At 61.0% G+C, this 13548-nt stretch carries 13 protein-coding genes; 9 read left to right on the top strand and 4 right to left on the bottom strand.

What is annotated here, in order from left to right:
• Positions 1–148: 148 nt before the first annotated feature.
• On the bottom strand, positions 149–2539 hold the full coding sequence (locus CI807_RS02410; protein WP_095013637.1) for a hybrid sensor histidine kinase/response regulator: 2391 nt from the start codon (positions 2537–2539) through the stop codon (positions 149–151).
• Between the two features lie 276 nt (positions 2540–2815).
• On the opposite strand from CI807_RS02410, the gene CI807_RS02415 reads away from it, so the two are divergent.
• From CI807_RS02415 to CI807_RS02430, 4 genes are all read left to right on the top strand, one after another.
• Entirely contained in the window at positions 2816–3613 is a 798-nt protein-coding gene (locus CI807_RS02415) for a hydroxymethylpyrimidine/phosphomethylpyrimidine kinase (RefSeq protein WP_095013638.1), read from the top strand.
• Positions 3614–3634: 21 nt separating this feature from the next.
• Positions 3635–4258 carry a thiamine phosphate synthase gene (gene thiE / locus CI807_RS02420; RefSeq protein WP_095013639.1) on the top strand — a complete coding sequence of 208 codons (624 nt, stop codon included), beginning with the start codon at positions 3635–3637 and terminating at the stop codon, positions 4256–4258.
• A 17-nt stretch (positions 4259–4275) separates the two neighbouring features.
• Positions 4276–5559, top strand: a complete 1284-nt coding sequence (gene hemL / locus CI807_RS02425; protein ID WP_033896452.1) for a glutamate-1-semialdehyde 2,1-aminomutase — start codon at positions 4276–4278, stop codon at positions 5557–5559.
• 225 nt (positions 5560–5784) lie between these two features.
• Positions 5785–6339 (top strand): tetratricopeptide repeat protein, encoded by a 555-nt coding sequence (locus CI807_RS02430; protein WP_010206766.1) that lies wholly within the window; start codon positions 5785–5787, stop codon positions 6337–6339.
• Between the two features lie 8 nt (positions 6340–6347).
• On the opposite strand, the gene CI807_RS02435 is transcribed toward CI807_RS02430, so the two are convergent.
• A complete protein-coding gene (locus CI807_RS02435) occupies positions 6348–6674 on the bottom strand; it encodes a DUF1820 family protein (protein WP_003194436.1) in 327 nt (108 codons plus the stop codon).
• A 131-nt stretch (positions 6675–6805) separates the two neighbouring features.
• Here CI807_RS02435 and miaB point away from each other — a divergent pair, with 131 nt between their 5' ends.
• The 5 genes from miaB (at position 6806) to lnt (ending at position 12116) form a co-directional block, all read left to right on the top strand.
• On the top strand, positions 6806–8134 hold the full coding sequence (miaB, locus tag CI807_RS02440) for a tRNA (N6-isopentenyl adenosine(37)-C2)-methylthiotransferase MiaB (RefSeq protein WP_028618062.1): 1329 nt from the start codon (positions 6806–6808) through the stop codon (positions 8132–8134).
• Between the two features lie 113 nt (positions 8135–8247).
• Positions 8248–9252: a PhoH family protein gene (locus tag CI807_RS02445; protein ID WP_016978598.1), complete on the top strand. Its 1005-nt coding sequence runs from the start codon at positions 8248–8250 to the stop codon at positions 9250–9252.
• Complete coding sequence (gene ybeY / locus CI807_RS02450; RefSeq protein ID WP_010206771.1) at positions 9245–9703, top strand: rRNA maturation RNase YbeY; 459 nt, start codon at positions 9245–9247, stop codon at positions 9701–9703. Before CI807_RS02445 ends, ybeY begins: the two co-directional genes overlap by 8 nt.
• Before the next feature lie 41 nt (positions 9704–9744).
• Entirely contained in the window at positions 9745–10584 is an 840-nt protein-coding gene (locus CI807_RS02455; protein WP_065886853.1) for an HlyC/CorC family transporter, read from the top strand.
• An 8-nt stretch (positions 10585–10592) separates the two neighbouring features.
• Positions 10593–12116, top strand: a complete 1524-nt coding sequence (gene lnt, locus CI807_RS02460; RefSeq protein ID WP_095013640.1) for an apolipoprotein N-acyltransferase — start codon at positions 10593–10595, stop codon at positions 12114–12116.
• 14 nt (positions 12117–12130) lie between these two features.
• On the opposite strand, the gene CI807_RS02465 is transcribed toward lnt, so the two are convergent.
• Together CI807_RS02465 and CI807_RS02470 are read right to left on the bottom strand one after the other, a co-directional pair.
• On the bottom strand, positions 12131–12892 hold the full coding sequence (locus CI807_RS02465; protein WP_095013641.1) for a YdcF family protein: 762 nt from the start codon (positions 12890–12892) through the stop codon (positions 12131–12133).
• A 119-nt stretch (positions 12893–13011) separates the two neighbouring features.
• Positions 13012–13329, bottom strand: coding sequence for a hypothetical protein (locus CI807_RS02470; protein ID WP_095013642.1), 318 nt, complete (start codon positions 13327–13329; stop codon positions 13012–13014).
• Between the last annotated feature and the right edge of the window lie 219 nt (positions 13330–13548).

Consider the following 13548-nt stretch of genomic DNA (forward strand, 5'->3'; position numbering starts at 1 on the left):
AGGAGCGAGCTTGCTCGCGAAGAACGTGAGAGCACCGCGTTTTTACAGGGTGCTCGCGTTATCCTTGACATTCTTCGCGAGCAAGCTCGCTCCTACACGGTGCCCGTCGATTGAGGCCGGTTTTTTCAGTTAAGCACTGCCATGGCGCTTAAAAAAGTGGCATACCCGCCGAATGTCCGGCGCTTTCGCCCTCTGCCGGACACAACAACCGACGCTCCAACACCGCCTGTAAGGCCTCGAAACGCACAGGTTTGGCCAGGCGATCGGAGAGGCCGATGCCGTGGCAGCGCTCACGCTCCGACGCATTCAGCGACGTACTCAAGGCGATTACCGGTAACTCACCGCAGCCAGGCAATGCACGGATCTGACAACACAACGAGAAACCACCTTCAGGAATATCCAACAGTACCGCGTCGAAATCTCCTGCTTGCAAGGCGGCCAAAGCGTTCGGGCCAGTGTCCACGGTTTTCACCCGGTAACCGAGCTTGAGCAGCATGCCACGCACCACCAATTGGCCGACGCTGTTGTCATCCACCAACAATACCGAACACTCCTGAGGTGCGCGCTGCTTGTCCGGCGCAGGCTTGGATTCAGGTGCTAACGGGCTGACCTCCACTTCCAACTGGAAGCGGCTGCCTTTGCGCGGCTCGGAATGATGGGTGAGACGCCCGCCCAGCAGCTCGATCAGTTGCCGGCAGATTGCCAGGCCGATACCCAGGCCGCCGTACTCGCGCGTCATGGAGCCATCCAGTTGGAAGAAGCGCTGGTACAGGGTCGCCTCGTCAAGGAAGGCAAAGCCGATTCCGGTGTCGGTCACGATAAAGCTCAAGCGCAAGCCACCGTCACTCTGGGGCACACCGACCACGCGCAGGCGCACCGAGCCTTCGTGGGTGAACTTGAAGGCGTTGTCCAGCAGGCAATCCAGGCACTGCAGCAGTTTGTCGGCGTCGCCCAGTACGCGGTCCGGCAACTCGTCCGCCACATCGATGGAGAACGCCAGGCCTTTGCTCTGGGCGCTGGCGGTGAACTGCTGGCGCAAGGTGTCGAGCGTACCGCGCAGGCTGAATACCTGAGGTTGGGCGCTCAAGCGGCCGGCCTGCAATTCGGTGAGGGTGAGAATGCCGTTGACCATGCGCATCATGTCCCGCGCCGAACCGGCGGCGGTTTGATGGTATTGCGCCAGGTCCGCGTCCAGGGGCACGGTCTGCATCAGTTCGAGGGAGCCGATCACGCCGTTCATGGGCGTACGCAGTTCGTGGGTCAGGGTGGCGAGGAACTCGTCCTTGAGGCGGTTGCTGCGGGCCAATTGCTGGTTGAGCACTTCAAGTTTTTGGCTGGCATCGAGCAGGATCTGCGCTTGTTGCTCACGCATGGAATTGATGCGGTCGGCCAGGGCCAGGGACAGCAGCGCCACTTCAATCGCCGAGCCGATCTGGCTGGCGTACATGGTTAGGAATACGTTAGGCAGATAGCCCAGCACCATCAGCGTATTCACCACTCCACCTAGCAGGAACGCCGACCAGGCAATGATGAAATAGCGCGCCACGCGCTGGCCGCAATACCAGGCCTTGATGGCGGCGACAAAAATAGTCACGGTAAACACCAGGGCCAAACCGGTGGCCAGGCGCAGTGCCAGCGCGTAGCTGGTCATCAACGACAGCAGCATCACCACGCCACCGCAGGCCACCAGCGCCAGCAACAGCCGGTTGATCCAGCGACTGTGCTGGGCCGTGTGCAAAAAGCTGCGCGCAAACAGGCTGCCGAACAACGCCGCCGAGCCGATCAGGAAAGGCGTCGCGGCATTCGCCCACCAAGGATTGTTCGGCCAGAAATACTCCACCGCCGCACCATTGACCGACAGCTGATACATGCCAAACGAGGCGATATAAAAGATGTAATAGAGGTAGCTGGTGTCGCGCACGCTAAGGTAGATGAACAGGTTATAGACCAGCATCCCCAGCAACACGCCATAGATCAGGCCCAGCACATACAGGCGCAGCGGCTGTTGTTCCAGGTAGGCGGTGCTGGACCACAGCGTCAGAGGCGCCTGGATCGAGCCCTCGCTTTGCAAGCGCAGGTAAACAGTTTTTGCCTCGCCCGGCGTGAAGTCGACCTTGAACAAGTAGTTGTTCTGGCGAATCTCACGGGCGGAAAACGGCAGCGCATCCCCGGTACGCCCAGCCAGCCGATAAGTGCCGCTGTTGTCGGGCAAGTAGAGGTCAAGATGGTCGAGCGGCGGGTACGCCAGCTCCAGCAACCAGGTGCGCTGCGCTTCGGGATGAGTGGGTAGGTACTGCAGATTGACCTTGAGCCAGAACACCGAGCGCGAGTAGCCAGCATTCAGGGTGTCTTTATCGTGGGGCTTGAACTGCGCGGTGGCGGACGGCGCGATCACATCCGCGATGGTGAGGGCATCGGTCGGGTCTTCGAGCACTTGCATGGCTCGGCCCAACGGCAGGCTTTGCGTGTCCTGGTTGAACTCGATGGCGTTGGCGAGCATCGGCAACCCGCACAACAATAAAATCAGCAAATAGCGCATAGAGCCCCAGCGTGGCCTGTCCGGTTATGTCAAAAAGCCCCCCATTCCTTTTGAGAAGACGTACACCGGCAATACAGTTAGTAGTTTGGATCCACTCTAGCATAGCTGCTAAAGGCCACTAGGCACCATTGAAATAATTTTTTGAAAGGCTCTAGAACGCGGCTTTCAGCGATTTTAACCGAGTACAAAACCGCCAAAAAAGCGTCACTGCGATGGCAAAATTCAACCATCGCCAGACGGCCCCGCCAAAAGCGTTTGGTGGTAAGCTCGCGCATCATGAATATCTACAGCTCTCGTCCCGTTGTCCTCTGTCTCTCCGGCCATGACCCCAGTGGTGGCGCCGGCCTGCAGGCAGATATCGAAGCCCTGCTCGCCCAGGGTTGCCATGCGGCTCCGGCCGTCACCGCCTTGACCGTGCAAAACACCGTCAATGTCAGCGATTTCCGCGTGCTCGACCGCGAGTGGGTGCTGGCCCAGGCCAATGCAGTGCTCGGCGATTCCGAAGTGGCGGCAGTCAAGCTGGGCATGCTCGGCTCCACCGCGATGGTCGACACCGTAGTCGAATTGCTGCTGGCGCATCCGCACCTTCCGGTGGTGTGCGACCCGGTGCTGCGCGCCGGCGGTGGTGGCAGCCTGGGCAAGGACGAAGTCGGTTATGCAATGCGCGAGCGACTGTTCCCGCTGTCGCTGATCGCCACGCCCAACCTGCCGGAAGCGCGCATACTCGCGGAGCTGCCTGAAGGCACGGCGGACGAATGCGCCGAGAAGCTGCTGCCGTACATCAAGCACCTATTGATCACCGGCGGCCATGGCGACGAGCACGAAGTGCACAACCGCCTCTACAGCCGCGACGGCACGCGCCAGACCTTTACCTGCCAGCGCCTGCCCGGCAGCTATCACGGTTCGGGCTGTACGTTGGCCAGTGCGTTGTCCGGCCGGATTGCCCAAGGCGAAGGTTTGGTGAGCGCCGTGCAATCGGCCCTCAACTACACTTGGCGCACCTTGCGTGATGCCGAACAACTCGGCCAGGGCCAGTTTGTACCGCGCCGGCTGCCGCTGGATTTTTGCTCGTAAGACGACAGAGGGGCCTGCCCGATGAAACTACGTGGCCTTTACGCCATTACCGACAGCCAACTGTTGGCCGGTAAATTCCTCGCCTACGTCGAAGCAGCGTTGGACGGTGGCGTGACCCTGCTGCAATACCGCGACAAAAGCAGCGACGAAGCCCGGCGCCTGCGTGAAGCAGAAAAGCTGCGGGAGCTGTGCTCGCGCTACAAGACCCAGTTGATCATCAACGACGACGCCGAACTGGCTGCGCGCCTCGGCGTCGGCGTGCACCTGGGCCAGACCGACGGCCCGCTGACCCCGGCCCGTGCCCTGCTAGGCTCCAAAGCCATCATCGGTTCCACCTGTCACAGCCAGATCGAACTGGCCGAGCAGGCCGCCAAGGAAGGCGCCAGCTATGTCGCCTTCGGCCGCTTCTTCAATTCCAACACCAAGCCCGGCGCACCGGCCGCCACCACAGAGATGCTGGCCCAGGCCCGTGCACGTTTGCAGCTGCCGATCTGCGTGATTGGCGGCGTCACCCTGGAGAACGCCGAACCCTTGGTGGCCCACGGCGCCGATCTGCTTGCAGTGGTGCACGGCTTGTTTGGCGCCGACAGCACCCAGGAAGTCACGCGCCGCGCCCGTGCGTTCAACGCCCTTTTTCAGATTTGATTCAAGAGAGCCCGATCATGTCCCGTTCCGAAACGCTGTTTGCCAATGCCCAGAAACACATCCCCGGCGGTGTTAACTCCCCCGTGCGTGCGTTCAAGAGCGTGGGCGGCACGCCGCTGTTCTTCAAGCATGCCGAAGGCGCCTACGTCACCGACGAAGATGATAAGCGCTACGTGGACTACGTCGGCTCCTGGGGCCCGATGATCCTCGGCCACAGCCACCCGGACGTGTTGGACGCGGTGCGCAAGCAACTGGAACACGGCCTGTCCTACGGCGCGCCGACCGCCATGGAAACCGAGATGGCCGATCTGGTCTGCTCGATCGTACCGTCGATGGAAATGGTGCGCATGGTCAGCTCCGGCACCGAAGCCACCATGAGCGCGATCCGCCTGGCCCGTGGTTTCACCGGCCGCGACAGCATCATCAAGTTCGAAGGCTGCTACCACGGTCACTCCGACAGCCTGCTGGTGAAAGCCGGTTCCGGCCTGCTGACCCAAGGCGTGCCCAGCTCGGCCGGTGTGCCGGCGGCGTTCGCCAAACACACCCTGACCCTGCCGTTCAACGACATCGCCGCCGTCGAGCAGATGCTCAACGAAGTGGGCCAGGACGTGGCCTGCATCATCGTCGAGCCGGTGGCCGGCAACATGAACTGTGTACCCCCGGCGCCGGGCTTCCTCGAAGGCCTGCGCGAGCAGTGCGACAAGCACGGCGTGGTGCTGATTTTCGACGAAGTGATGACCGGTTTCCGCGTCGCCCTCGGCGGCGCACAGGCTCACTACGGCGTCACGCCGGACCTGAGCACCTTCGGCAAGATCATCGGCGGTGGCATGCCGGTGGGCTGCTTCGGCGGCAAGCGAGACATCATGCAGCACATCGCGCCACTGGGCCCCGTGTATCAGGCGGGCACCTTGTCGGGTAACCCGTTGGCCATGGCTGCCGGCCTGACCACCCTGCGCCTGATCAGCCGCCCGGGCTTCCACGCCGAGCTGACCGACTACACCACGCGCCTGCTCGACGGCCTGCAGCAGCGCGCCGATGCCGCCGGCATTCCGTTTGTCACCACCCAGGCGGGTGGGATGTTCGGTCTGTATTTCAGCGGCGCCGACGATATCGTCACCTTTGATGACGTGATGGGCAGCGACGCCGATCTGTTCAAGCGCTTCTTCCACCTGATGTTGGAAGGCGGCGTTTACCTGGCGCCAAGTGCTTTTGAAGCCGGCTTCACCTCGATCGCCCATGGCGAAGCCGAGTTGAAACTGACCCTCGATGCCGCCGAACGCGCCTTCGCTGCACTGAAATAATTGGCCGCAAAAATCAGGCACCGCGCAATCGGTGTCTGATTTGCTACTTTGCTTACAGAAATTTCCGAGTTTTTTCGAGAAATCACCTGCAATCCGGCAGATAACTTGCCCAAGCAGCAGAAAAACGAGTAAAGACTTTGTAAGCAGAGGCCTGCTTATTTCATAATGCGCGCTTATTGGATCCCCCGAGGGTCCGCGCGCCCCGTCAGAGGTAAGTCGATTCCCATGAAACGCACCGGCCGCACCCTGGTTCTGGGCTGCCTGTTGCTCCTTCAGCCGCTGCTGGCACATGCACAAGCAGGCGGCAACTCGTTGTTAATCCCAGCGATGGGTCGTTGCACCCTCAATACCCAGCCAGACAGCCAGGCCGAAGCCCTGAGCGCGTGCCAGAAACAGGCCGACGGCGGGGATGCGCAGGCGCAATACGAGTTGGGCGAGTACTTTCACGACAGCAAAAACCCGGCCCGCGACCTCAACAAAGCCTTGAGCTACTTCGAGAAAGCCTCGTTGCAGGGGCACGCCCAAGCGCAATTCGAATTGGGCAATATGTTCTTCAAAGGCGAAGGCGTGCCGGCCAACAACGTCCAAGCGTATATCGTGCTGAAAATGGCCGCGGTCAACGGCGCAGAAGACGCGCTGGATACAGCCGATGAAGTGGCCGAGCACATGCAGCGCGATGAGTTGGAAGTGGCGACCCAGGTGCTGGGGCAGATTTTCCGCAATTATCTGCAGGAATTGCAGAGTGCCGACGGGCGTTCGCCCTTCTCACCCCTGCCCTGACAGCGCCGTTACTTCTCTGGCATCGGCATTGGAAACGGCATCACGTTGCTGGTGCCACGTGCTTCACTGATCTTCGGCGTGCCCAAACGCTCGACCTCATCGATGCGCACAATCGAATGCATCGGCACAAAGCTGCGCACCACGCCTTCGAACTGCGCCTTGAGCTTCTCTTCGCCCGGGTCGACGACCAACTGGGTGCGCTCGCCAAAGACGAACTCTTCCACCTCCAGGAAACCCCACAGATCGCTCTGATAGATCTGCTTGGCGTACATTTCGAACACCTGGCCCTGGTTGAGGAAAATCACCTTGTAGATTGGAGCTTCACGTTTGGTCATGGTGGGCGAACAACACATCGGGGATATAAAAGAGGGCGCGAACTATAGCATGGCACCCGATGCACAACGCTAGGAACCAATGGGCATGCCCCCTATAATGCGCGGTTCTTTACCACCAGTTGACGATTCCCATGGCCAAGAAGCTTTACATCGAAACCCACGGTTGCCAGATGAACGAGTACGACAGCTCGCGCATGGTCGATCTGCTGGGCGAACACCAGGCCCTGGAAGTCACCGCCCGCGCCGAAGATGCCGACGTGATCCTGCTCAATACCTGCTCGATCCGCGAGCGGGCCCAGGACCGTGTGTACTCGCAACTGGGCCGCTGGCGCGAATTGAAACTGGCCAACCCGGACATGGTGATCGCCGTCGGCGGTTGCGTGGCCAGCCAGGAAGGCGCCGCGATCCGCGACCGCGCGCCCTATGTCGACGTGGTCTTCGGCCCGCAGACCTTGCACCGCCTGCCGGAAATGATCGACGCCGCGCGCTTTACCAAGCTGCCGCAGGTCGACGTGTCATTCCCTGAAATAGAAAAATTCGACCATTTGCCCGAGCCGCGCATCGACGGGCCGAGTGCCTACGTGTCGGTGATGGAAGGCTGCAGCAAGTACTGCACCTTCTGCGTGGTGCCCTACACCCGTGGCGAGGAAGTCAGCCGGCCATTTGACGATGTGCTGTCGGAAATTATCCACCTGGCCGAAAACGGCGTGCGCGAAGTGACCCTGCTGGGCCAGAACGTCAACGGCTATCGCGGCCAGACCCACGACGGCCGCCTGGCCGACCTGGCGGAATTGATCCGCGTGGTCGCCGCCGTGGACGGTATCGAGCGCATCCGCTACACCACCTCACACCCACTGGAGTTCTCCGACAGCCTGATCCAGGCCCACGCCGAAGTGCCGGAACTGGTCAAGCACCTGCACTTGCCGGTGCAATCGGGCTCGGACCGCATCCTCTCGGCGATGAAGCGCAACCACACGGCCCTGGAGTACAAATCCAAACTGCGCAAACTGCGCGCGGCGGTGCCGGGTATCTGCATCAGCTCGGACTTTATCGTCGGCTTCCCCGGCGAGACCGAGAAAGACTTCCAGCAGACCATGAAGCTGATCGAAGACGTCGGTTTCGACTTCTCCTACTCGTTCGTCTACAGCCAGCGCCCCGGCACCCCGGCGGCCGACTTGCTCGACGAAACCCCGGAAGCGCTGAAAAAAGAGCGCCTCAACGCGCTGCAACACCGCCTGAACCAGCAGGGCTTCGAGATCAGCCGACAAATGGTCGGTTCGACCCAGCGCATCCTGGTCACCGACTACTCGAAAAAAGACCCCGGCGAATTGCAGGGACGTACCGAGAACAACCGAATCGTAAACTTCCGTTGCGATAATCCGACCCTGATCGGCCAGTTTGCCGATGTGCACATCGACGCGGCGCAGCCGCATTCGCTGCGCGGGTCGTTGATCCCGTAATCACTCTTTGAATTATCGCCAGCCAACATGTGCCGTTTAAGTGCTTTCGCACACAGCCGGCTGGCGTTATTCTCTATTTCACCTCAACAGCCAAAGGGCGGCTAAAAGCGACCTTGAACGCACCCATAGCAGAACCCCATCGTTTTATTCTCGAGCCCTTTGAGGCTCTCCGTTTCGCCAACCTGTGCGGACAGTTCGACGAGCACCTGCGCCTGATCGAACAACGCCTGGGCATCGAGATCCGCAATCGCGGCAATCAGTTCGAGCTCATTGGTGAAGCCCTGCACACTAAATCCGCAGAAAACCTGCTGCGCCGTCTCTACCGCGAAACCAAGGGTAGCGAGCTGTCGCCAGAAATCGTGCACCTGTATTTGCAGGAATCGGCTGTGGAAGACTTGGCCAACAACCCAGTCGCTGAAGCCAGCGTGGCCCTGCGTACCAAAAAAGGCATGATTCGCCCAAAGGGCTTGAATCAGCAGAAGTACGTCAAGGCAATCCTGGGTAACGACATCAATTTCGGTATCGGCCCCGCCGGTACCGGCAAGACCTACCTGGCCGTGGCCTGTGCGGTCGACGCGCTGGAGCGCGAGCAAGTACGCCGCATCCTGCTGGTGCGCCCAGCGGTCGAGGCCGGCGAAAAACTCGGCTTCCTGCCCGGTGACTTGGCCCAGAAAATCGACCCGTACCTGCGCCCGCTCTATGACGCGCTGTACGAGATGCTCGGCTTCGAATACGTGGCCAAGCTGATCGAGCGCCAGGTGATCGAGATCGCCCCGCTGGCCTACATGCGCGGCCGCACCTTGAGCAACAGTTTCATCATCCTCGACGAAAGCCAGAACACGACGGTCGAGCAGATGAAGATGTTCCTGACCCGCATCGGGTTCGGCTCCACGGCCATTATCACCGGCGACATCACCCAGGTTGACCTGCCCAAGGGCACCAAGTCGGGCTTGAGCCATGTGATTGAAGTACTCAAGGACGTGCCGGGCATCAGCTTCACGCACTTCTCGCCCAAGGACGTGGTGCGCCACCCGCTGGTACAGCGCATTGTCGAGGCCTACGAGCGCTTCGAACACCGCGATGACGGGCTGTCCAAGGATGTTCGCCGCGATGCTTGAGCTTGACCTGCAGCTGGCCACCGACGCGCCCGCCCCCAGCGAAGCCCAATTCCGCCAATGGTGCGCCCTGGCCTTGCGCCAGCGCACCGCCGACTCGGAGCTGACCATTCGTCTGGTGGACGAGCCCGAGGGCCGTGAACTGAATCACACCTGGCGCCAGAAGGACTACGCGACCAACGTGCTGTCCTTTCCCGCCGACGTACCGGATGAGCTGCTGGATATCCCGCTGTTGGGCGATCTGGTCATCTGTGTCGCCGTGGTGGAGCGCGAGGCAAAAGAACAAGGCAAGGAACTTGAGGCCCATTGGGCCCATCTAGTCATCCACGGCTGCTTGCATCTCTTGGGTTACGACCATATAGACGATGACGAAGCCGAGGAAATGGAAACACTGGAACAAACGTTGCTTGCAGAATTGGGTCATCCGGACCCGTATGCCGACGACGAAGTTTAAAAACACTCAACTGTAACAATAAAGGATTCAGAGTAATCGCTATGAGCGAAGACCGATCGAGCAACGGGCAGAAGTCATGGCTGGGTAAATTGACCCAGGCTTTTGCCCACGAGCCGAAAAACCGCCAGGAGCTGCTTGAGCTGCTGCGCGAGGCCCATCAGAACAAGTTGCTGGACAGCGAAGCGCTGGCCATCGTCGAAGGCGCCATCCAGGTGGCTGACCTGCAAGTACGCGACATCATGGTCCCGCGCTCGCAGATGATCAGCATCAAGGCGACCCAGACCCCACGGGAATTCCTCCCGGCCGTGATCGATTCGGCGCACTCGCGCTACCCGGTGATCGGTGAAAGCCATGACGACGTCATGGGTGTCCTGTTGGCCAAGGACCTGCTGCCGTTGATCCTCAAGGAGAATGGCGACAACTTCAACATCAAGGACCTGCTGCGGCCGGCCACCTTCGTGCCCGAATCCAAGCGCTTGAACGTGTTGCTGCGTGAATTCCGCGCCAACCACAATCACATGGCCATCGTGATCGACGAATACGGCGGTGTAGCTGGCCTGGTGACGATTGAAGACGTGTTGGAACAGATCGTCGGCGACATCGAAGACGAACACGACGTCGAAGAAGACAGCTACATCAAGCCACTGCCCAGCGGTGACTTCCTGATCAAGGCGCTGACGCCGATCGAGAACTTCAACGAGTTCTTCGACAGCGAATTCTCCGATGACGAGTTCGATACCGTGGGCGGCCTGGTGATGAGTGCGTTCGGGCATCTGCCAAAACGTAACGAAACCACCGAGATCGGCGCGTATCGCTTCCGTATCCTCAATGCGGACAGCCGTCGTATCCACCTGATTCGCCTGACACCTATTGCCCGCTAAGGAATGACATGCAGCGCCTAACCCGCCCCGGCTGGCCCGGTAATTTGCTGGCCGTGGTGGCCGGCGCCATCACCACCCTGGCGCTGGCGCCGTTCGACCTGTGGCCGTTTGCGCTGGTCGCGGTCGGCCTGTTCTATGTCGGGCTGCGGGACCTGAGCCCACGCCAGGCATTGGGCCGTGGCTGGTGTTTCGGTTTCGGCCTGTTCGGCGCCGGCACCAGTTGGATCTATTACAGCATCCACCACTTCGGCGGCGCTTCGGTGCTGCTGGCGGGTTTCCTGATGCTGCTGTTTACCGCCGCCATCGCGTGGTTCTTCGCCCTGCCTGCCTGGTTATGGGCGCGCTGGTTGCGTCGTAACGAAGCACCGCTGGCAGATGCGCTGACATTTGCAGCATTGTGGGTGGGCCAGGAAGCGTTTCGCGGCTGGTTCCTCACCGGTTTCCCGTGGCTGTACTCCGGCTACAGCCAGCTTGACGGCCCACTGACGGGCTTGGCCCCAGTGGGCGGCATGTGGCTGATCTCCTTTGCCCTGGCACTGACAGCAGCGCTGCTGTGCAACCTGCCGCGTCTGCTGGCTGGCAAGCGCAACGCCTTTATCGGCGCAGGCCTGGTGTTGCTGGTCGCGCCCTGGGCCATCGGCCTGGCGCTCAAGCATCACGCCTGGACCAGCCCCTCCGGTGCGCCACTGACCGTGGCCGCCCTCCAGGGCAACGTCGAACAAAGCATGAAATGGGACCCGGAGCAGCTCAACGCACAGCTCGCGTTGTACCGCGACATGAGCTTCAGCTCCAAGCCCGTCGACCTGCTGGTGTGGCCGGAAACCGCCGTGCCGGTACTCAAGGAGTCTGTCGAAGGCTACCTGGGCATGATGGGCAAATTCGCCGCCGACCGGCACACCGCGCTGATCACCGGCGTGCCGATCCGCCAGGAAGTGCATCACCAGAAGCGCTACTTCAACGGCATCACCGTGCTTGGTGAAGGGGACGGCACCTACCTCAAGCAGAAGCTGGTGCCCTTTGGCGAGTACGTGCCGCTGCAGGACATGCTGCGCGGCCTGATCGCGTTCTTTGATCTGCCAATGTCGGACTTCGCTCGCGGACCGTCCGACCAGGCGATGCTGCAGGCCAAAGGCTATCAGATTGCACCGTTCATCTGCTACGAAGTGGTGTACCCGGAGTTCGCCGCAGGCCTGTCGGCCCAGAGCGATCTGCTGCTGACCATCAGCAACGACACCTGGTTCGGCCGCTCCATCGGCCCGTTGCAGCACCTGCAAATGGCGCAGATGCGTGCACTGGAGGCCGGTCGCTGGATGATCCGCGCCACCAACAATGGCGTGACCGGTTTGATCAACCCGTTTGGGCAGATCACCGCGCAGATCCCGCAATTCGAACGTGGGATCCTCTACGGTGAAGTGGTGCCGATGCACAACCTCACGCCGTACCTGCAATGGCGTTCGTGGCCGTTGATTATTGTGTGCCTGGGGTTGTTTGGCTGGGCGCTGCTGGCGGGCAGGATGTCGAAGACCCTGTAGGTTTCGCGACGGGGTTATCGGTAGAACAGCCGGTAACCCAACTGCCCCACGGCTTCATTGATCAACTGCCCACTCTGCCAGATTGATTTGAATTCCGGCATCCAGCCGCCCAATGGCCGGGCGTTGTCCACACCGAGGAAACCGACCGGTCCTGGCACCACGGTGAAGCCTGCCTTCTCAAAGCTCCACACCGAACGCGGCATGTGCCAGGCCTGGGTCACCACCACCACGCGTTTAATGCCCTCCGGCAATAGAATCTCGGCACTCATCTGCGCATTTTCCCAAGTGGTACGGCTGCGCTCTTCCTTCCAGCGCACCGCTACGCCGAAGTCATCCTGCATCGACACCGCCATCAACTCCGCTTCGCTGGGCGGCGTGCCGTAATGCAGGCCGCCGGTAGTCAGCACCGGCAGCCCGGAAGCCTTGGCCAGTCGTGCGGCGTAGCACTGGCGCTCCAGGCCGATACCGGTGGGCTGGTCGGTGCCCCAGGCCGGGTCACCGCGCTCACGCCCGGAGCCCAGCACCACGATGGCGTCGGCGCGCTGGGCCAAGGTCGACCAGTCTTCCCGAGCCAACGCCGGTTCGGTTTCCAGGGCCCGAGCGCCCCACTCCACCATGACAGGCAGACTGATCAGCCACAGCCCCCCAAAACCCAGGGCAAAGCAGCACGCCGCCAAGCGCGGGCGGCTGCGGCGAAACCACCAGGCAAGCGCCAGCAACAGCAAGAGAATGCCGGGCGGCAGGAGCAGTTGTTTAATGAAATAACGAATAGGCATCGGGCATCTCCAGAGATGCCCGAAGCCTAAGGTGTAACGGGGTTTAGCGACAATCTTTACGGTGACATGCTTTACAGTGAAACGGCGTGGTGAAGCCGTCCAGGGGGGGGGGCAGTGAATTACTTGTAGCGGGCGGACCGGAGCTTTTCCGGGCCACGACCGGCCGACAAGTCCTTGAGCCACACCACCTTGGCTGAGCGCGTAGGCTCCTTGATTGGCGGGGTTGCCACCCAAGGAGGCGCACTGCGCCCATTCCTTTCCAGATACGCCTTGATCAGTTCCAGCTCCGCGAGGCTCAGACCGCGCAGTTCCAACTCCACAGGCCGTTCATCACGCAATCGGCCTGCTGTCCTCGCTGCATCCAATGCACGACCCAAACGGTCGATCAGTCCTTCGTAGACATCCGGTTTCGATACGATTCTTTGCGATTCAACCATCCCCTCACCTCATTGAAGAAAGACTTGCTCCCCAATAAACAGCGTAGTCCTCGTGGCTGCGCGCGCCTGGCGCCGCGACAGACGGCCCTGCCTGCGCAATCAGGGTTTCCCTCGATAGAGTGGGGTCATGTATGCTACGGCGCTTCCTGTAACTCCACTTCCCGCAGGGTTTGGGCACGGACGCGCCGCTTTTTGGTGTCGATCAACCTGAACGTTGCA

This window comes from Pseudomonas sp. NS1(2017) (assembly GCF_002269425.1).
Lineage (GTDB): Bacteria > Pseudomonadota > Gammaproteobacteria > Pseudomonadales > Pseudomonadaceae > Aquipseudomonas > Aquipseudomonas reactans.